Genomic DNA, 17,039 nt, shown 5'->3' on the forward strand with positions numbered 1-17,039 from the left:
GCGGGGGCATGAAGAGGCGGGATGAAGACGACGTCAGGCCCCGTCATCCTCGGCGTTCCGCAAGTCGTCCAGGAGTCCGGGACCTGTGGGCCGCCAACCGAGCTGCTTTGCGGTCCAAGTACCGGATGCCGGCAGGTCGAGTCCTGCAAGCTGGGCGAGCCAGCCGAAGTACTCCGGGGCATCCTCCGGTGCAAGCGACCTGACCGGCAAGTGAAGCCTGTTGCCGATTGCTTCCGCGATCGCACGCAGCGTCACGCCTTCTTCTGCGACCGCGTGGTAGCGGGCCCCGATACTGCCGTGCTCGAGAGCGAGCCGGAATAGTCGCGCTGCATCGGTGACATGCACTGCCGGAACACGGTTGCCGCCCTCGCCGATGTAAGCCACGTATCCGCGGTCTCGCGCGATCTCGATATGCCAGCGGAGGCGTCCCTGCCGTCGGATGTCGTGAACCTGCGGCAGCCGCACAACCATGACCTTGAGGCCCTTGTCGAGGAGCGCCTCTGCTGCCTCTTCGGATGCACCGCGCGCGACAACGGACGACGGTGCGTGCCGGTCGCTCTCTACGACCGGTCCTCCCGTCGTCGATTGAACCAAGCCCGTTCCAGACGCGACGATGATCGGGCGGTTCGTTCCGGCGAAGACATCGCCAAGGGCTGTTATGACCTTACGGTCGTCCTCGCTCGGTTCGGACGAGTCCGGACGCTCATGGTCGAACGCCGTGTGCACGACGGCGTCCACGTCCTGTACGGCGAGGCGGAGGCGCGGCAGATCGTTCACGTTCCCGACGAATGCCGTTACGCCGGCAGCAGTGAGTCTCTTTGCCCCGGACTCCGACCGGCTCAATCCGACCACATCGTGGCCGACATCCATGAGGTCGGCAACGAGGTGATTGCCGACGAATCCTGTAGCACCTGTGACGAACACCCGCATGATTTCTCCTTTGGTCGGTTGTGACTCTGTTCTATCACAAGGCCTTGTGTTTACAAGGCTCTGGTTACCTTTCGATTTATACTTGTGGACATGAGCCGAAGATCCGACGCCGGCGACGGGGACCACTGGCACCCGTCGATACCCGACCTGCTTCGAGGCCGGCTACGCGAGATGAGCGTTCTCGTCGAGCAGCGTGGCGAGCAGGCATTAGCGGGGACCCAACTTTCGCTGCCGTTGAACCACTTGCTTGAGGCCGTCGTGCGCGAGCCAGGGATCACCGTCACCACGATCGCCACGGGGCTCGGCAAGAGTCAGCAGGCGATGAGCCAAGCCGCGGATCGGCTCGAGCGGCTCGGGTTCATCGAGCGCCGCGTCGGTGCGGGTCGCGCAGTCGCTCTTCACCCCACGGTTGCCGGACGAGCCGCTTCCGCCGACGGCGTCGAGCGGGAACTCGGATCAGAGCGACAGATCCGAATGTCGCTCGGCGTCAAGCGATACGAGACGCTGCTCGCCCTGCTCGCCGAGGCCCGCGACGCGCTGAGAGCCGAGTAAAAGGGACGCTCCTCAAGAGCTCAGCAGAGCCCCCTCACGCATGTGCGGGCGATCACCTCTTTGCAAGTGGGATGCCGACGCTGCCCCATAACTGGGGCGAGACGGCTACTGATGGGCCTTCCATGCTTGCCTGATGACCACTCCGGCGTCACCAGATCCACAGCGTGGGTCAGGTCTGCTCAGAAGACTGCCGCTTGCGACATGGATCGGGATCGGCTGCACGGCGCTTCTGGCTCTGATCGGCTTGGCGTCGGGTGGCGTGTGGTCGATGGTCCTTATGGCGGCTCTTGTGGTGCTCATAACCGCCATCTATGGACTGATCTTCCGGCGAAGCACGTGGCTCAAGCTGCCTCGGAGCCGTACCGCCGGAGCACTTGGCGTTGGAATCGCGTTGGCGATTCTGCTCGGGTCATCCGGGGCGTACGCTGCCACGCATCCAACGACGACTGCACCCGCTGGGGTGACAGGTGGAGTTGAGACTACGTCGACCCCCACGGCGACGCCTACGCCAACACCAACGCCGGTCGTCACGACAAAGCTCGTCGAGGAGACGGCTCCGGTCCCGTTCCAGACGACGACCGTTCAAAGTGCCAGCCTGCCGGAAGGCACGTCCTCCGTCACGACCGCCGGGGCCAACGGGGTTGAGACAAAGACCTACCTCGTCACTTACTCCGACGGCGTCGAGACGAACAGAGCGCTCCAGAGCGACACGGTCACCACCCCACCAGTGACGCAAGTGACAACAGTCGGGACGTACGTCGCACCCGCTGCTCCGACGTGCACGAACGGCACGTACGTGAACAGTGCTGGCAATACCGTATGCCGCCCGGAGACCTCACCCAATGTGCCCAGCGGCGCAGCCGAATGGCTGTAAGAGCCCGCGCCCTGCTAGTTCCAGTTGAGTACGAGCGGATCGAATCGCCGGGCCAGATCGAGCAGCCCAGCGCGGGTCGCCGGACTCAGAGGGCCCAACGGCTCGCGCACGCGCTCGCTCGCAATCACCCCGCCCTCCGCTAGAAGCACTTTGGAAGCAGTCAGCCCGCACTGGCGGTTCTCGAAATGGATCAACGGCAGCACCGCTTCCCACTTCGCCGTTGCTGCCTCCACCTGGCCGGATCGGAACAGGCGAACGACGTCACCGAGCACTTCCGGCACCAGGCAACTGCTCATCGTGCCGACCGCGCCCGCGTGCAGATCCGGGATTGCGGTCACGCCCTCCTCGCCATCGAACACACCGGGAAGCTCGGCGCCAGCCGAGGAGATCAAGCCTCGGATCTTCTCGGATGCCCGCGGCACCTCGATCTTCGCGTAGCGAATCTGGGGCACCTCGCTCGCGAGCCGCGCGAGAAGCTGGACGGATAAGGCAGTGGTGCTCAGCGGGGCATCCTGAATCATGATGTCGATGGACAACCCATCTGCGACACGCTTGAAGTACTCAAGAACCGAGGCCTCGGGAACGCCCATCGTGGCGCCGAAGAACGGCGGCATGAGCATCACCAGATGCGCCCCCGCCGCCTCCGCCTGCCGCGCACGCTCCGCGGCGATCCGGGCGCTGAAGTGGCTGGTCGTCACCACCACCGGGATGCGTCCATCGGCTTGTGAGACCGTCGCATCGACGATCCGATTGCGTTCGTCATCTGTGAGCGAGAACTGCTCCGAGTAGTTCGCGAGAATGCAGACGCCGTCGGCGCGAGCATCCACGAGAAAGTCGACGATACGGCGTTGGCCCTCCAGGTCCAGGTCCTCGTTTTCGTGGAAGGCCGTGGGTGCTACGGGGAGGATGCCTGTCAAGAGTGAGTCGTTCATGAGCACCTTCGCGCGCGCGAGCAATGACGGGGCACGCGGACGAAGTCGGCGGGCCGTGGGCGGACGACGCGAGTTTAGAGGAGCTCGCGAGCTTCCGGGCAGTCTCCTTGGCGTCGTGCGGCAGCAGTTCACTCGTTGGGACGGCGGTATACTGAAAGTATGACTACCACCATCAAGGTGAGCGACGAGCTTCGAGATCGGCTCAAGGCGCAGGCCTCACGCGACGGTCTCACTTTGGGTGCGCATCTGGCCCGGCTTGCGGATGCAGAGGATCGCCGTCAACGGCTGGAGTCGCTCAAGACTGCGATCTCCGCTGCGCCCGCGGAGATCGCAGCGTCGCATGCGGAGGAGTCCGAGGAATGGGAACGTGCTGAGCTGAGCGACACTGCACCGTGACGGATCTTGAGCTCGCTCCAGGAACCGTCGCCTGGGCATCCCTTGAGCCCGTGCGCGGCCGGGAGCAGGGCGGTCATCGCCGAGTGCTCGTCATCGCATCCGCCGGATACCTCGACGCGGTCACGGCTCTCGTTATCGTTCTCCCGATCACGACCGTCGAGCGGGGTTGGCCGAACCACATCCGCGTCGATGGCCCAAGCGCGCTCGATCGGCCGTCCTGGATCATGACGGAGCAACCCCGCACCCTCCCACGCGACCGGATTACGGGGATTGCTGGTCAGGTGTCGGCTGGATGCCTCGCACGAGTTCGAACCTGGCTCGGAGACTTCCTCGACCTCTAAATCGCACAGAGCCAGTCGGCCTGTCAAGGAACGCGTCCGACCATCACAAACTGCCTCGACGCTTGGGCAGCACCAGCGCGCGGTGAGTGTGCGCAGCAGCACCGGGGTTACGAGCCAAGCGCGCTCGCGCGCCGCTCCGGAAAGGATCCTCGATCCAGCGCTTGGAGATGAATCCGACTGTGACCCCGAGCGCGATCAGCATGAGCACGCCCCACCACGGAGTCGGGCGTCCAGACACGAACGGGAAGAGGAAGATAATCGGCCAATGCCACAAGTAGATCGAGTACGAAGCGTCGCCGAATGATTGGATCGGCGGCCACTGTGCGAGGTAAGCCGGCGACCGCCGCGTCAGTGGGGTGCCGCCCGCGATGACGGCGACGGAACCGGCCACGGGGAACAGTGCGTACCAGCCTGGAAAGTGGTGCTGATCCCAGACGAACAGATACGTTCCCACGATGGCGGCGAGACCGAGCCATCCGAGCGCGACGCGCGCCCGCTCGCTCAGGGCATCCAGTCCGGGAGTGAGTGCCAGCAACCCGCCGATCGTGAGCTCCCAGGCCCGGGTGCTCGGCGAGAAATACCCGAGGTTCACGTTGGCGTAGGTGGCGATGACGCAGTCGATGAAGGACGCGACGGCAACGATTCCGAAGACCCACCGCAACTGTGTCCGGAACGTCTCGCGCCCATGTCGGCGGCGGCGTACGAACCACACCACGGCCACGATGAGCGCGGGCCACACGAGATAGAACTGCTCCTCGACACCCAGCGACCAGTAGTGCAAGACCGGGGTAGGCGGCAGGAGCCGGAGCGCGGCATCCGGACTCTGCGAATTGGCCAGCTCACTCCAGTTCTCCAGGCCGAGCGCCGCCATCAACATCTCGTGAAAGAAGTACGGCCATTTGAGCGTTGGCACGAATGCGAAGGTGAGGATGACGCTGAACGCGATCGCAGCGTACGCGGCGGGCAGCAGGCGGCGAATGCGGCGTTCGTAGAAGTGCCGGAACGAGATTCGTCCCGTGCGATCCACCTCGCGCACGAGCATGCCGGTGATGAGGAACCCGGAAACCACGAAGAAGACGTCCACGCCCGCGTCGCCGCCGGGAATATAGCCCGGCCAGGTGTGATAGGTGATCGTGCCGACTACCGCGAGCGCACGCAAAGCCTGAATCTCGGGGCGAATGGGGGTCACACTGGTTGCATTCGCCATATACGCATAAGGGTTGCGGGCAAAGTTGCGGTGACCATAAGGGTTCGCTAGGTGTGGCCTGTCAGGCGAGGCCTCCACCTCGCATCTCATTCAGATCGGCGAGAACGGGCGCCTTGGCGTCGCTGCGGGTGAACGGTGGAGAGGGTGGCACCCGCGCTCGGATGCCACCCTCTCGGTACTTACGACTATCGACCCGGTGGGCCGGTTCTAGCCGACGACGATGCCCTCTCCGCCAATGGCGCCGGGCACAGTGACTGCGCCGATCTTGGTGAGTGTTCCGTCCGGTGCGACCGCATATTCGTCGATGTCGCCCGCGGCGCCGGTCTGGGCGTACAGGTAGCGGCCATCAGCGGTGACAGTCGCATCGACGGTGCCGGGTTCCGCGGCTGTGATAGCGCCCGCGGTGAGCTGGCCGGTGCCGTCGTCAGTGAAGGCCGAGAGGGTGCCGGATCCAGCGTTGGAGGCATAGAAGTGCGTTCCGTCGGCCACGATCCAGCACGTCGCGGCCTGCCCGGTGAGTTGCTGGCTGATCTGGGTGAGTGTGTCATCCCGGTTCACCGCGAACGTGGCGACGGCGCTCGGCCCGGCCTCCGTCGCGACCACGTTCCCGCGGGCGTCGAAGGCGAATCCGAACGGCACCGTGCCGGCCACGGTAGTGACGACGGGTCGCGGTGAGAGGCCGAAGACGCCGCGGCTGTCGAACACGTCGAAGGCGTTGGACCCGTTCTTAGTGGAGACGATCACCTTCGACCCGTCCGGAGTGAAAGACACCTCGCCTGGGGTGGAGGTGAACTCGGGCGTCTGCGCCGGATTCAACCCGAGACCGCGGTTGGAATTCGGCAGCGGGACGAGGAACCCACCGAGATTCAGGTATCCCTGGATCGAGCCGCCATTGCGGGCATTGAGGACATAGACCTGGTTACCGTGGCTGGTGACCGAAACCGGGAACGCGCCACCGCTCGACAAAGTCTGCTTCTTATAGAGACGATCGCCCGCGATGCCGAAGGTGGTGATGGTGTTCGAGCCGGCGTTCACGGCGATGAGGGTGCCGTTGTCGTTGTCCAGTGCGCCCTGGCTGGCGGTGTGGTCGACGACCGATCCGGTCAGCTGACCGCCGAGCCCGCCGGTCGCATACGTTCCGGCCTCTCGAAGGGTGCCGTCGGCGAGGCGGTCGTAGGCGACGATCGTGTTGCCGGCCAGGTTGTCGGTCTGTGCGAACACTGCGCCGCTCTGGTGCTGGCCGAAGGCTGGGGTGGGTGTCGCGGCGTTGGCGGCGGTCGCGCCAGCGCCGACCAGGACGGCGGCGGCAGCGGCCGCCGCTCCGATCCGGGCAAGTGTTTTCATCTTCTGATTCCTTCATGTGGTCGCAGACGGTCGCCGCAGGTTTCTGCGGCACACGTCGAGTGAAGCCGCACGACCGGCGGACCCAGCGAGTTCTTTCAGGCCCGTAACCGGATATGACAATCTCGTAAGAACTCCGCCTCCGCGCTACCGACTGGGGCCGCCTACGCTCAGAGGATGAAGCCGGGCATCCGAGTGATGGTGGTGGAGGATGACCCCACCGTGCGCACCGTCGTCGCCGACCATCTCCGCGTGGCCGGCTGCGAAGTAGTCCAGCACTCCGACGGATCCGCTGCGCTCGACGACGCTCGGCGCGATATGCCTGACCTGCTGATCCTGGACCGGATGATCCCCGGCATCACAGGCGACGAGGTCTGTCGGCAGGTGCGCGCCATCTCAGACGTGCCGATCATCATGCTCACCGCCTTGGACAGCGTCGACAATCGCATCGAAGGCCTCGAAACAGGCGCTGACGACTACCTGACCAAGCCGTTCTCCCTTCGCGAACTCCAGCTGCGGGTCAATTCTCAATTGCGCCGCAGGGCCACCGGCATCGGGGCACCGCTGGAGTTCACCGCCGGCCGGTTCCGCGTCGACCCAGCCCACCGTCGCGTGTGGGCTGCGGGAGCCGAGGTCGCGCTGACCGCCCGCGAATACGAACTCTTCCTCTACCTGGTGCGCAACCCTGGTCGAGTCATCAGCCGAGAGGAGATCCTTCGCGAAGTGTGGCAATGGGGCTTCGGGGATGCCTCCACGGTCACCGTCCATGTGCGACGGTTGCGCGAGAAGATCGAACCCGACCCTCGCATCCCCACGTACCTCACCACCGAATGGGGCGCCGGATACCGTCTCCTCGTTGAGGATGCCGTCGCATGTTGAGCGCCTCGGAGCTGCTCCTCATCGCCGGCACCACCATCGCGGCGACCGCGGCCGTCTCCGCTCTCACCTTCCTCGTCCTCTGCGTCACGCGCCGCGCACCAGTCGCGGCTCGCCTCGCAATCGTGCTCGCAGGATCCTTACTCTCGATCGTCGCCTCCGCGCTCGCCGTTGCCGCCGAGATGTATCTCTCCGACCACGACGTCGTCGTACTCGCCTGGGTGATCGGGATCTCCGCGGTCTTGACCATGACCGCAGCGTGGGCGGTCGCTCGCGTCATCATCAAGAGCTCCATCCAGTCGATACTGGCCTCCACCCGCCGAGTCGGCCGCGGAGACATCGTCCCTGCCTCCCCCACCGGCCTGCGCGAGCTGGACGCCATCTCCGTGGAACTGGCCGAGACCTCGGAACGATTGGCCGAGGCGCGCGCCCAAGTCGCCGAACTGGATCACGCCCGGAAGCAGTTCTTCGCCTGGATCTCCCACGACCTGCGCACCCCGCTCACCGGGATGCGGGCCATGGCCGAGGCGATCGAAGAAGGCACCGCTCCCGACCCCGCCGGCTACATGCGGGCCATCCGCGCCAAGGTCGACACGGTCAACCAGATGGTCGGCGACCTATTCGAGCTCTCCAAGATGCAGACCGGCACGCTCGAGCTCCGCCCAGAGCCCGTCGTACTCCTCGACCTGGTGTCGGATGCCGTCTCCGACGTTCAGGCGATCGCCGCCGAGCGCGGAATCCGGATCGCCCAGGACGGCATCGACGGCCACCTCATCTGGGCGGACCCACGCGAACTCACCCGCGCCATCGTGAACCTCCTGGCCAACGGAGTACGCCACGCGCCCGCAGGCACACCGATCCTGATCCGCGCCGACACCCTCGAAGACCAGCGCCTGATTCTCAGCGTGATCGACCAGGGGCCTGGAGTGGAAGCCGAGAACCTGGGCCGCATGTTCGACGTGGGATGGCGCGCCGACACCTCGCGCACCAGCACGGTAGACGCCAACAGCGGCGGGGCTGGACTCGGACTCGCTATCGTGCGCGGAATCGTCGAAGCGCACGGAGGTCAGGTGCAAGCACGGCACACCCAAGCGGGTTTCCACCTCGACGTGATCCTCCCCGCTCAGCCGCAGCAGACGTAGGAAGATTGTCCCCGACGGAGGCAGGAACGACATGAGCGGGCCCACCCCTCGCACTTTCCGGGAATATGCCCGAATGGTCATCTACCGGCCAACTGTTCTGGAATCAGACGATGACTCCGGCTGGGGCGAGGTTCTTGTCATGCCGGGTGTTGTGCCGGTCAGGCACGGTGTGTTCTCTTGAGAGCCTTCGGTCGCAGCTACAGGTAGGTGATGCCGGTGAGGGCTTCGGCGGCGCTCCAGAGGCGTCGGCCGATGGCTGGGTCTTGCGCCTCCTTCGATGCAGCGACCCGGGTCACTTCGCCTTTGCGTTCGCCGGTACCGCCGGGGCCGAAGAAGTCACCGCCTTGCACGCCCGGCGCCGTTGCGGCGTGGAGTTGGTTCAGGGCGCCTTGTTCGGTGGGCTGGGTGGCGATGGCGGAAAACATTCGGCCCATCAGCTGCGCCACAGCGCCGCGGTCTTTCCAGGCGCTGTCGATGAAGTTCGATCGGGACAGCCCGGGGTGGGCGATGGTGCTGATGATCGGTGACCCTGCCTTTCGGAGTCGGCGGTTGAGTTCGATGCCGAATGCCGTGGTGGCGAGTTTCGAGGCGCCGTAGGCCCGGTTGGCGTTGAAGCCCTTCTCCCACTGAAGGTCGTCGAAGTCGAGATGGGCTCGCTTGTGGGTGATGGAGCTGAGAGAGACGATGCGTGGTTCGGCGCCTCGAGCAATCGTGTCCAGCAGAAGCCCGGTCAAGGCAAAGTGGCCCAGCATGTTGGTTCCAAGGTGGAACTCGAACCCGTCGACCGTGCTTTGGCGACCGGCGAGGTTCTCTGCGCCGGCATTGTTGATCAGAAGGTCGATGCCGTCGTACTCGGCGGCGATCCGTGAGGCGAACGTTCGTACCGATGCCAGCGAAGCCACGTCGAGGGTGCGGACCTCGAGTTTCGCTCCCCGCACCTCCGCGCTAATGCCGTCGGCAGCAGCCCCGCCAGATGCCGGCTTGCGGATAGCGAGGATCACCTGCGCTCCGTGCCTGGCGAGTTCAGTAGCGGTGACGAGGCCGAGGCCGGAGTTGGCGCCGGTCACGATGGCGGTACGTCCGGTCTGGTCGGGGATGTCTGATGCGGTCCAGGTGGTCATGCTTCCTGACGCTACGAACAATCAGTCGGATCTCCGTCGCCCCGGTTTGCCTAGGTCTGCCAGGACGACCCTGCCAGGGCCGTCGCGCGCGACAATGATGCAATGCCTACCGAAACGTCGCCGGCCCGGGAACTCGGTCTGTTCCTGCGGTCTCGACGAGAGCAGACGACGCCCGCACAGCTCGGACTCGAGCCGGGCGGGCGACGCCGCGTCGCCGGCCTGCGGCGCGAAGAGGTCGCGGCCCTGGCCGGCCTCAGCACCGACTACTACCAAAGGCTCGAACAGGGCCGGAACTCCCACCCATCCGACGCGATACTCGACTCCATCGCTGACGCACTCGACTTCGATGACGTGGAACGCTCCCACCTGATGCGCCTCGCCCACGCCGCCAGGAACCCACCAGCAACGCCGCACCGGCGGCCCACCCGCGTTCCCCGGAACGCCAGAGCCCTCCTCGACGCGACACAGCTGCCCGCGTTCATTGTCAGCGAGCACCTCGACGTTCTCGCCTGGAATCCTCTCGCCGCCGAACTGCTGGGCGACCCTGAAGAGCTTTCCCCCGCGGAACGCAATGTGCTGCTCACCCTCTTCCGGGACGAGGCGCAACTGCGGTTCCCCGACTGCCGCGCCATGGCCATCGAATACATCGGGATGCTCCGGACCGCTATCGTCCAAGATCCAGAGCATCCTCGCGCCATCGCCATCGTCGGAGCCCTTTCCGTTCGTAGCGCCGAATTCCGCACCCTGTGGGCTCGACACGATGTGCGCGACCGGGTCGAAGGAGGGAAGACCATCCGCCACCCCCGGGTCGGCGACATCGACGTCGAGTGGGATGCCTATGGCTTAGCGGGTGGAGCCACCATGATCGTGATGACACCGCGCCCGGGTCACGAAGACCGCCTACAGCTCTTGTCCGTCCTCGCGTCAGCGCATCAAGACATCGATGCACTTCAAAAGGCCGGGCACACCGTGAACTGATCACGGGTCTAGAGCGTGGGCCTTCCGGTCAGGCACGTTACCGATCGGTCCTTGATACCTAGGATTCCGATGCCTAGAATGTCTACTTATGGCGCACGATCGGCTGAAGGGGAACCTCGACCTCCTATTGCTCGCCGCCCTCGCCGCGGGGCCGGCACATGGCTACGAGCTCGTGGCGAGCATCCGGGAACGCAGCGACGGCGAGTTCGTCCTGGCCGAGGGCACTGTCTATCCGGCGCTGCACGGGCTCGAGTCGCGTGGGCTGATCACGAGTTCGTGGCACATCGTCGCAGGCAGGCGACGCCGCGTCTATGAGCTGAGCGGAGCCGGGCGGGATGCCCGGGACCAGCAAGCGGCCGACTGGCGTCGCTTCGCCAGCGGTGTGAATCGAGTGGTGGGAGACCCTTCATGACCAGTGACCGTATCGATGCCTACCTCGACGACATGTTCGACCGTCTCGAGGGGACGGCGACCGAACGCCGTCGGATGCTCACCGAGACAGAGACGCACCTTCGCGACTCCGCCGACGCGTTCCAGCGCGGCGGCATGGACTCTGATGCCGCGCAGCGGGCAGCGATCGCTGCTTTCGGCGACGCTCCGACGATCGCCAAGGCGTCGAACCGTCGCAGACCCGCAGAGCTGCTGGGCGCCTTTGTTCGAGCAGCCGCTCAGTTGGGCGTCTACGGCTTCGCCGCGATCGGGGTCGCCGCACTCCTCGCGCGCGCCCTTTCGTTCATAACGTCGACGCAGTGGGTCTACGGCGCGCCCGCCGGCTACCGGTTCACGGCCGCCCAGTGCGCGCACTGGCTCGCAGTGCAACCCAGCGCGACCAACTGTCACGTGGCCGCCGCGATGGAGAGTTCCGACGACTCCTTCGTCTTCGTCCTCGCCGCTGCGATCATCGGTCTGATCGTCGCTGGAGTGATTCTGGGAGCACTGCGCCTCGCTCGCCCGCGCCCCGCCGGCGCTGCGTCCCGGCTCCCGCGCCACGTCGTCGCCGCCATCGGAGCGACCGCGTTCCTCGGCGCCGGTACTGCCCTCCTCGTTGCAGGCGCCGCCGATGGCATCTCCCGCATCGCTTGGGGACAAGGTGCCCTCTACACCGATGGCGCGGTGGCGATGATCTTCGGCATCGTGTTCCTCGTCCGATTCCTCCTCACTATCCGCCCTGTCTCCGCCGCCGCAGCAACATGACGCGCACCCTCACGATCGTCATCAGCGGTGCCGTCGGGGTCGGGCTTGGAGCCCTCAGCGGCCGGATCCTGTTCGACGGCACCGCCTGGAACCTGATCCCGTGGGCGATCATCGCGATCGCAATCGGTCTTGTCGCAGACAACCAGACCACCGCACTGCTGGCATCCGGGATCTACGGGTACCTGCTCGTTGCCGTGTTCCTCTACGCCGCGAACACCAGCAACACACCCATCGTTGGGCGGATCCTCTTCGCGCTCGTACTCGGCTTCGTAGGACCAGTCTGCTCGATCGCTCTCACCGTAGTCGCGCGCCTGATCCGCCTCGGTTTCGAGCGGCACAGGCCGTCCGGCGATTGACCCACGGATCCTTCGCTCACCGCTGCACCTGCCTCACCCGCCATTCCAGGGCCACACCCTACGAGTGCACGCTGCCAGTTCGGTGCGGACGTAGCGTGGCGAGCCCTAGGACCAGGGGACGGGCCGCCATCTCATCGGCGAGCAGCGCCGCTCCTTCTGACTGTCCTCGACATTCACTTCCACAGTTGCTTCAGAAGCAGGCCGAATTCCCGCGGCGACTGGAGCATCATCATGTGTCCCACACCTGGCATCTCAACCGAACCCGCTGCACTGGCCCGCGCCCATGAAGGCACATCCCACCCCGACGCCGATCGTTCTCCCGCGACCAAAAACACCGGCATCCCCCTGAAGACCCGCTCTACCGTTTCCCGATACTCAACCCGAGAGGTCGTCGCGACGATCGCCCTGGCGGACTCCCACACTGTCGACCATGGCTGAAACGCCAATGCCTCTCGCGCGCGCCCCAGCAACTCGGTACTGGCTGCGATCCCGTCGCTTGCAAGGAAAGCTTCTGGATCCTCAAGAACCGAGAGGATGCGCTGCCTCGCCTCGTTCTCTTCGAGTTCGGCAATGGACCGTGACCAGAACGCGTCACTCAACGAGAAGTTCCCCTCGATCGAAGTGACTGACTCGACGAGGTCAGGGCGTGCATCCGCCAACTCGAACGCATACACCGCTCCGATCGAATGAGCCACGAGATGCACTGGGTCACCGCCGAGCGCCAAGACGTGGTCACGAAGGCGATCCACCTGCCCGCTAGTGGTGATGCCGCGCCCAACATCGCGCCCATATCCAAGCAGGTCCGGTGCCGAACACCGCGTCTTCTCGCCCAGCTCCTGGAATGCCATGGACTCGGAGAACGCCCCGATCAGTCCATGGACGAAAACGCGATTGCCATCACTCACCAGCCAATCCTGACCTACGAACAGGTCAGGATCCGCACCGGCCGGCACACGCAGCTGGAACTGTGTCGGCATCGTGAGCCTGAGATGCTGGAGCGGTGAGCGAGTCCTTCGAGATCCGAAATGCGACCCAAGACGAAGTCGGACCTTGCGTCGATGTATGGCTCCGCGCTTGCGCTGCCCGCGACGGAAAAACTGCACCAGGCGTCGCCGAGCGCGCAGAGGCGAAGTTCTTGAAGCAGACGGCATGGTTGGTCGCAGAGCACGACGGTCAGATACAAGGTTTCGCGCTTGCAACCGAAGCGGGTTCAGGTGGGAAGAGCGATCCCGTCGATGCCGCTGTGCTCGGGCTCGTGGCCGTCGCCCCGGAAGCGCAAGGGGCTGGCCTCGGTCGGCAATTGCTACGTGCCATCGAGACCGACTTGGCGAGCCTCGGCTATCGCCAGATCGTTCTCCACGTGTTGGCCGACAATGCGGTCGCGGTCCGACTTTACGAAAGCGAAGGATGGAAACGGCACGGTGAACCGTTCGACCACACTCTTCTGCACCGACCAACCCAGAGCTATGTCTTCCAGTTCTGAGTGAACCCAAGCGGGCCATTCTCGTCGCGTCGAGGGCCATGTGCGCATCCCAGTGGTTGAACGGGATGTCCTTTCCGACAAGCGCCGGTTTCTACCAAGCACGAGGCGGGACTGGTCCTGGCGTCGATGGAGAGCCGAGTCATGAACCTTCACCCAGCGGAAGCCGAACGCCTCACGGATGGATCCGTCATCGTGCGTGGTCCAATCCGGATCTGTGCGGTATCTGCATGATGTCGGACGCCGGCGGCGCGGTGACCGCTGTCACAATGTCGCCATGGCCATCCGCCCCGTTTCCCGCCGCGTCGTGCTCGGTACTGGCATCGGTCTAGCCGCCACCGCTGCTTTAGCTGGTGCCGGCGTCGCCGCGGTGAATGAGGATCTGCTTCCCGGCCGCTCGACGATGTACCGCCTGCTCGGTCTTGACGGCCCCGACGGCGTCGTCCCGGCGGTCGCGTCGGGCCCTCTGGTCGCCGGATCGTTGACCTCGAGGCACATGGGCGGTCTGAAGATTGGATACGAAATCGCGTACCCGCCGGGCGCGAAGCCGGGAGCTGAGTTGCCTGTCGCCGTCGTTCTGCATGGATATGGTGATGACCAGCGGGCCGCGTTCTCGCCGCCGATGCGATTCGATGCCTATCTCGCGCAGGCGGTGCAGACCCGTGAGCCGTTCGCTCTGGCATCCGTCGCCGGAGGAAACGGCTACTGGCATCCACGGGACGACGGAACGGATGCCGGCGCGATGGTCGTCGACGAGTTGCTTCCGCAGCTCACGGCGCGGGGCCTGCGGGCAGGGCCGGCGGATCGGATCGGCCTTATGGGGTGGTCGATGGGAGGCTATGGAGCGCTTCGACTAGGCGGCGTACTCGGAAACTCGCGGGTTGCCGCTGTCGCGGTCGAGAGCCCCGCACTGTGGCACACATTCGGCCAGGCCGCCAAGGGCGCCTTCGACGACGCAGCGGACTTCGCGCGCAACACCGTTTTCGGTCGCCAGGCCACCTTGGCCGGCATCGCCGTCCGGATTGATTGCGGCACGGGCGACGGCTTCTACCCGAACACCCGCGACTATGTCGCCGGCTTTTCCGCACATCCTGCAGGCGGTTTCGAAGCCGGCGGCCACAACCCCGGGTTCTGGCGCCGCCTCGCTCCCGCCCAACTCGCATTCGTTGGACGTGCGCTCGCGTCCGCATAGGGATCCGCACACGGGCTCCAGGTCAATCGTCTTCCGCTTGACTGTCGGAGCCGAAGACGCAATGTTGCGCGGCAGGCCCGCTCGGAGCAAGCGTGCTCCATTTCCACGTGTGAGCACTCCGTAGTGTTCGGCTTGCAGCGCTCCGCGCGGGAGGTTGGCGAATGCGCCATAGCCTGTTCGCGTGCAGATCCATGACGCTGCGGACTCGTTCGGATGAGGGTCGTCTGTGTGCGGCCCATCAGTCCAGCCAACGGCCAGCCGGCAACCGACAGTCCCTGGTTGAAACTAGGCGCGGAATATCCCGTTCTATGTGACTTGGCCGAGCCCAGCGGGCGTGTCCAGATACAGATTCTTACGGAGCAGAAGCAGACCGCGGGCTGGTTCGACGCCGAAATGTTCGAAACAAGCGATACGTCGATTCCGCCTAACTGGGCCGCGAGCATCGTCGAGGGCGGTCTTATCGAGCTAGCGCCTGCTCGCTGGACAGCGCGCGGGTTTTGGGAGTTGTACTACGACGGCGACCCACAGGCCCGCCGTGTCTTCGACGAGGAACTCTGCGACATCCTTCGACCGTCGCCACAAACCGACCATTCTTGAGGTCCGCCATCACGTGGCAAGCCGATCGTCAATCGTGGGGCGATCACCGCGCCTCGCAGTGTACTGCGCGCGTGTCATGCCCAGAGCGATTCGATCGTGCCGCTCGAAGGCGGCAAGCACGGCAGCGACATTGTTGGACTCATCAGTGCGAGCGCTTTTCCGAAAGGATGTTCCGCGATCGAGACATGGCCGAGCCGCCTTGTATCATCGAAGTGATACAAGATGGAGGTGATGATGGTCACGATCCTGATGTTTACGGAAGAGATCGCGGTGCTCGCCATCGCGCTCGTTACCGTCGGGATTGCTGCGCATGGGAGTCGTCGAGGAGCTCCGAGAATGGGCTTCTCAGCAACGGCGATGACGGCGTCTCTCCTCGCTATTGCGGGCGTGGTGGTCTTCTATGGAGTTCAGCTCTGGTGGCCCCCGTTGCAAGCCGTTCGCTGGCACTATGCAGCCGTGCTCACCGCTGCAGCCGCAGCGCTTGCGCTGATCGGTGTTACCACCCGATCCGCGAGGCCTGTAAGGGCCGGAGCGAAGCTGAATTTCGACGCGGTGGATCTGACTGCCCGCCGCGCCTGGTCGTACGGCAAGGCCTGGTGGATGGGCGCATGGACGGTTCTTGCTCTTTTACTCGTCGTGACCGTTGTGCTCGCTGGCTTTGCCGCGAGTCTCGATGGCTCAGGACGGTCGGCGGCAATCACGATAGTGGCGGGCACAACCACGTCGGCCACGGACTTTCCTGGCTGGTTCTACGGGATCCCGGTCCTGATCGCCTTCGCCCTGATGGTCGCATCCACTCTCTTCGCAATGTCTCGAGTGACCCGCCCCGTGGCGCGAGCCAACAACAGTGCGCACGTCGTCGCTGCACGTGAGGTAACGGTGCGTCGCGTCGTAGGTCTCAGCACCGGGTCAATCGCATTCACCCTTGGAACGCTGTGGCTGTTCATCGCCCGCTCGAGCTCCCTCGCCGCCCAAGTCCCAACAACAGGAGGAAGCGTCGACGTCGTGACGCCGTTTGCTGCCCTGCAAATTCCCCTCAACGGGCTCGGGTTGATTCTCTGCGGCGTGGGTGTCGGATTGATCGCGGCCTCCGGGATGTCGCACACCTCGAAGGCCGAAAGCGAAGACGTCACACTGCAGGAACGTCAACGCACCAATGCCCATTGATCTCACGGGGACGGCGCCGCCGTCCGACCAGATCTACCAGCACCTGCGCGGGCAAATCCTGTCCGGCCGACTCCTACCCGGTGAGCGCCTGGCGACCGTGAGACAACTGGCCCGTGACCTCGGAGTGGCACCGGGAACCGTGGCGCGCGCTTACAAACAGCTTGAAGTGGACCAACTGGTTGTCACGAGATCCGCCGCCGGCACGCGCGTCAGCGACCACGCAACACCCATTCCGGCCAACGTGCTCTACGCGGCACGCGCTCTCCACGAGCATGCGACACGGGCAGGACTCAGCTACGACCAGACCACCGCAGCTCTCCGCACCCTCTGGAACGCTTCCGAATAGTAGGTCGTACAAGGAGG

22 protein-coding genes are annotated in these 17,039 nt (G+C 65.0%); 15 read left to right on the top strand and 7 right to left on the bottom strand.

Annotated features, from left to right (window positions below; genetic code table 11):
• Nucleotides 1–33: 33 nt before the first annotated feature.
• Nucleotides 34–930 carry an SDR family oxidoreductase gene (locus ACO2Q7_RS13520; protein WP_423356229.1) on the bottom strand — a complete coding sequence of 299 codons (897 nt, stop codon included), beginning with the start codon at nt 928–930 and terminating at the stop codon, nt 34–36.
• A 90-nt stretch (nt 931–1,020) separates the two neighbouring features.
• Between ACO2Q7_RS13520 and ACO2Q7_RS13525 the strand changes: the two genes are divergently transcribed.
• Entirely contained in the window at nt 1,021–1,482 is a 462-nt protein-coding gene (locus ACO2Q7_RS13525) for a MarR family winged helix-turn-helix transcriptional regulator (protein ID WP_423356230.1), read from the top strand.
• Nucleotides 1,483–1,615: 133 nt separating this feature from the next.
• Entirely contained in the window at nt 1,616–2,356 is a 741-nt protein-coding gene (locus ACO2Q7_RS13530) for a G5 domain-containing protein (protein ID WP_423356231.1), read from the top strand.
• Nucleotides 2,357–2,370: 14 nt separating this feature from the next.
• Here the strand turns inward: ACO2Q7_RS13530 and ACO2Q7_RS13535 are convergent, their stop codons facing one another.
• Nucleotides 2,371–3,288, bottom strand: coding sequence for a dihydrodipicolinate synthase family protein (locus ACO2Q7_RS13535; RefSeq protein ID WP_423356232.1), 918 nt, complete (start codon nt 3,286–3,288; stop codon nt 2,371–2,373).
• A gap of 159 nt (nt 3,289–3,447) precedes the next feature.
• Here ACO2Q7_RS13535 and ACO2Q7_RS13540 point away from each other — a divergent pair, with 159 nt between their 5' ends.
• Nucleotides 3,448–3,684 carry a ribbon-helix-helix protein gene (locus ACO2Q7_RS13540; RefSeq protein ID WP_423356233.1) on the top strand — a complete coding sequence of 79 codons (237 nt, stop codon included), beginning with the start codon at nt 3,448–3,450 and terminating at the stop codon, nt 3,682–3,684.
• Complete coding sequence (locus ACO2Q7_RS13545) at nt 3,681–4,025, top strand: type II toxin-antitoxin system PemK/MazF family toxin (RefSeq protein WP_423356234.1); 345 nt, start codon at nt 3,681–3,683, stop codon at nt 4,023–4,025. Before ACO2Q7_RS13540 ends, ACO2Q7_RS13545 begins: the two co-directional genes overlap by 4 nt.
• 43 nt (nt 4,026–4,068) lie before the next feature.
• On the opposite strand, the gene ACO2Q7_RS13550 is transcribed toward ACO2Q7_RS13545, so the two are convergent.
• Nucleotides 4,069–5,232, bottom strand: a complete 1,164-nt coding sequence (locus tag ACO2Q7_RS13550; protein WP_423356235.1) for an acyltransferase family protein — start codon at nt 5,230–5,232, stop codon at nt 4,069–4,071.
• Between the two features lie 207 nt (nt 5,233–5,439).
• The gene (locus tag ACO2Q7_RS13555; protein ID WP_423356236.1) at nt 5,440–6,576 is read right to left on the bottom strand and encodes a lactonase family protein; all 1,137 of its coding nucleotides are present in this window, start codon (nt 6,574–6,576) and stop codon (nt 5,440–5,442) included.
• 174 nt (nt 6,577–6,750) lie between these two features.
• On the opposite strand from ACO2Q7_RS13555, the gene ACO2Q7_RS13560 reads away from it, so the two are divergent.
• Nucleotides 6,751–7,452 carry a response regulator transcription factor gene (locus tag ACO2Q7_RS13560; RefSeq protein ID WP_423356237.1) on the top strand — a complete coding sequence of 234 codons (702 nt, stop codon included), beginning with the start codon at nt 6,751–6,753 and terminating at the stop codon, nt 7,450–7,452.
• Nucleotides 7,446–8,591 (top strand): sensor histidine kinase, encoded by a 1,146-nt coding sequence (locus ACO2Q7_RS13565; protein ID WP_423356238.1) that lies wholly within the window; start codon nt 7,446–7,448, stop codon nt 8,589–8,591. The genes ACO2Q7_RS13560 and ACO2Q7_RS13565 overlap by 7 nt, the downstream gene beginning before the upstream one ends.
• A gap of 197 nt (nt 8,592–8,788) precedes the next feature.
• On the opposite strand, the gene ACO2Q7_RS13570 is transcribed toward ACO2Q7_RS13565, so the two are convergent.
• Entirely contained in the window at nt 8,789–9,712 is a 924-nt protein-coding gene (locus ACO2Q7_RS13570) for an oxidoreductase (protein ID WP_423356239.1), read from the bottom strand.
• A gap of 102 nt (nt 9,713–9,814) precedes the next feature.
• On the opposite strand from ACO2Q7_RS13570, the gene ACO2Q7_RS13575 reads away from it, so the two are divergent.
• From ACO2Q7_RS13575 to ACO2Q7_RS13590, 4 genes are all read left to right on the top strand, one after another.
• On the top strand, nt 9,815–10,690 hold the full coding sequence (locus ACO2Q7_RS13575; protein WP_423356240.1) for a helix-turn-helix transcriptional regulator: 876 nt from the start codon (nt 9,815–9,817) through the stop codon (nt 10,688–10,690).
• Between the two features lie 88 nt (nt 10,691–10,778).
• Entirely contained in the window at nt 10,779–11,102 is a 324-nt protein-coding gene (locus tag ACO2Q7_RS13580; protein ID WP_423356241.1) for a PadR family transcriptional regulator, read from the top strand.
• Entirely contained in the window at nt 11,099–11,884 is a 786-nt protein-coding gene (locus ACO2Q7_RS13585) for a permease prefix domain 1-containing protein (RefSeq protein ID WP_423356242.1), read from the top strand. Before ACO2Q7_RS13580 ends, ACO2Q7_RS13585 begins: the two co-directional genes overlap by 4 nt.
• Nucleotides 11,881–12,240: a hypothetical protein gene (locus ACO2Q7_RS13590; protein WP_423356243.1), complete on the top strand. Its 360-nt coding sequence runs from the start codon at nt 11,881–11,883 to the stop codon at nt 12,238–12,240. Before ACO2Q7_RS13585 ends, ACO2Q7_RS13590 begins: the two co-directional genes overlap by 4 nt.
• 173 nt (nt 12,241–12,413) lie before the next feature.
• On the opposite strand, the gene ACO2Q7_RS13595 is transcribed toward ACO2Q7_RS13590, so the two are convergent.
• A complete protein-coding gene (locus ACO2Q7_RS13595; RefSeq protein WP_423356244.1) occupies nt 12,414–13,217 on the bottom strand; it encodes an alpha/beta fold hydrolase in 804 nt (267 codons plus the stop codon).
• A 23-nt stretch (nt 13,218–13,240) separates the two neighbouring features.
• Between ACO2Q7_RS13595 and ACO2Q7_RS13600 the strand changes: the two genes are divergently transcribed.
• From ACO2Q7_RS13600 to ACO2Q7_RS13610, 3 genes are all read left to right on the top strand, one after another.
• Nucleotides 13,241–13,723, top strand: a complete 483-nt coding sequence (locus tag ACO2Q7_RS13600) for a GNAT family N-acetyltransferase (RefSeq protein WP_423356245.1) — start codon at nt 13,241–13,243, stop codon at nt 13,721–13,723.
• Between the two features lie 274 nt (nt 13,724–13,997).
• Complete coding sequence (locus ACO2Q7_RS13605; RefSeq protein ID WP_423356246.1) at nt 13,998–14,912, top strand: alpha/beta hydrolase; 915 nt, start codon at nt 13,998–14,000, stop codon at nt 14,910–14,912.
• Between the two features lie 315 nt (nt 14,913–15,227).
• Nucleotides 15,228–15,509, top strand: coding sequence for a hypothetical protein (locus ACO2Q7_RS13610; RefSeq protein WP_423356247.1), 282 nt, complete (start codon nt 15,228–15,230; stop codon nt 15,507–15,509).
• Nucleotides 15,510–15,583: 74 nt separating this feature from the next.
• Here the strand turns inward: ACO2Q7_RS13610 and ACO2Q7_RS13615 are convergent, their stop codons facing one another.
• The gene (locus ACO2Q7_RS13615; protein ID WP_423356248.1) at nt 15,584–15,751 is read right to left on the bottom strand and encodes a hypothetical protein; all 168 of its coding nucleotides are present in this window, start codon (nt 15,749–15,751) and stop codon (nt 15,584–15,586) included.
• A gap of 94 nt (nt 15,752–15,845) precedes the next feature.
• On the opposite strand from ACO2Q7_RS13615, the gene ACO2Q7_RS13620 reads away from it, so the two are divergent.
• Nucleotides 15,846–16,676 carry a hypothetical protein gene (locus ACO2Q7_RS13620; RefSeq protein ID WP_423356249.1) on the top strand — a complete coding sequence of 277 codons (831 nt, stop codon included), beginning with the start codon at nt 15,846–15,848 and terminating at the stop codon, nt 16,674–16,676.
• The gene (locus ACO2Q7_RS13625; RefSeq protein WP_423356250.1) at nt 16,666–17,022 is read left to right on the top strand and encodes a GntR family transcriptional regulator; all 357 of its coding nucleotides are present in this window, start codon (nt 16,666–16,668) and stop codon (nt 17,020–17,022) included. Before ACO2Q7_RS13620 ends, ACO2Q7_RS13625 begins: the two co-directional genes overlap by 11 nt.
• Nucleotides 17,023–17,039: the final 17 nt, after the last annotated feature.

It is taken from the genome of Rathayibacter sp. KR2-224 (assembly GCF_049446075.1).
Taxonomy (GTDB): Bacteria; Actinomycetota; Actinomycetes; order Actinomycetales; family Microbacteriaceae; genus Humibacter.

Bases quoted from the DNA above. Each gene is read 5' to 3' on its own strand.
- ACO2Q7_RS13520 (WP_423356229.1), bottom strand. From the start codon at position 930: ATGCGGGTGTTCGTCACAGGTGCTACAGGATTCGTCGGCAATCACCTC.
- ACO2Q7_RS13530 (WP_423356231.1), top strand. From the start codon at position 1,616: ATGACCACTCCGGCGTCACCAGATCCACAGCGTGGGTCAGGTCTGCTC.
- ACO2Q7_RS13570 (WP_423356239.1), bottom strand. From the start codon at position 9,712: ATGACCACCTGGACCGCATCAGACATCCCCGACCAGACCGGACGTACC.
- ACO2Q7_RS13585 (WP_423356242.1), top strand. From the start codon at position 11,099: ATGACCAGTGACCGTATCGATGCCTACCTCGACGACATGTTCGACCGT.
- ACO2Q7_RS13565 (WP_423356238.1), top strand. From the start codon at position 7,446: ATGTTGAGCGCCTCGGAGCTGCTCCTCATCGCCGGCACCACCATCGCG.
- ACO2Q7_RS13560 (WP_423356237.1), top strand. From the start codon at position 6,751: ATGAAGCCGGGCATCCGAGTGATGGTGGTGGAGGATGACCCCACCGTG.
- ACO2Q7_RS13625 (WP_423356250.1), top strand. From the start codon at position 16,666: ATGCCCATTGATCTCACGGGGACGGCGCCGCCGTCCGACCAGATCTAC.
- ACO2Q7_RS13580 (WP_423356241.1), top strand. From the start codon at position 10,779: ATGGCGCACGATCGGCTGAAGGGGAACCTCGACCTCCTATTGCTCGCC.
- ACO2Q7_RS13550 (WP_423356235.1), bottom strand. From the start codon at position 5,232: ATGGCGAATGCAACCAGTGTGACCCCCATTCGCCCCGAGATTCAGGCT.
- ACO2Q7_RS13590 (WP_423356243.1), top strand. From the start codon at position 11,881: ATGACGCGCACCCTCACGATCGTCATCAGCGGTGCCGTCGGGGTCGGG.
- ACO2Q7_RS13620 (WP_423356249.1), top strand. From the start codon at position 15,846: ATGGGCTTCTCAGCAACGGCGATGACGGCGTCTCTCCTCGCTATTGCG.
- ACO2Q7_RS13605 (WP_423356246.1), top strand. From the start codon at position 13,998: ATGGCCATCCGCCCCGTTTCCCGCCGCGTCGTGCTCGGTACTGGCATC.
- ACO2Q7_RS13525 (WP_423356230.1), top strand. From the start codon at position 1,021: ATGAGCCGAAGATCCGACGCCGGCGACGGGGACCACTGGCACCCGTCG.
- ACO2Q7_RS13535 (WP_423356232.1), bottom strand. From the start codon at position 3,288: ATGAACGACTCACTCTTGACAGGCATCCTCCCCGTAGCACCCACGGCC.
- ACO2Q7_RS13540 (WP_423356233.1), top strand. From the start codon at position 3,448: ATGACTACCACCATCAAGGTGAGCGACGAGCTTCGAGATCGGCTCAAG.
- ACO2Q7_RS13555 (WP_423356236.1), bottom strand. From the start codon at position 6,576: ATGAAAACACTTGCCCGGATCGGAGCGGCGGCCGCTGCCGCCGCCGTC.
- ACO2Q7_RS13575 (WP_423356240.1), top strand. From the start codon at position 9,815: ATGCCTACCGAAACGTCGCCGGCCCGGGAACTCGGTCTGTTCCTGCGG.
- ACO2Q7_RS13595 (WP_423356244.1), bottom strand. From the start codon at position 13,217: ATGCCGACACAGTTCCAGCTGCGTGTGCCGGCCGGTGCGGATCCTGAC.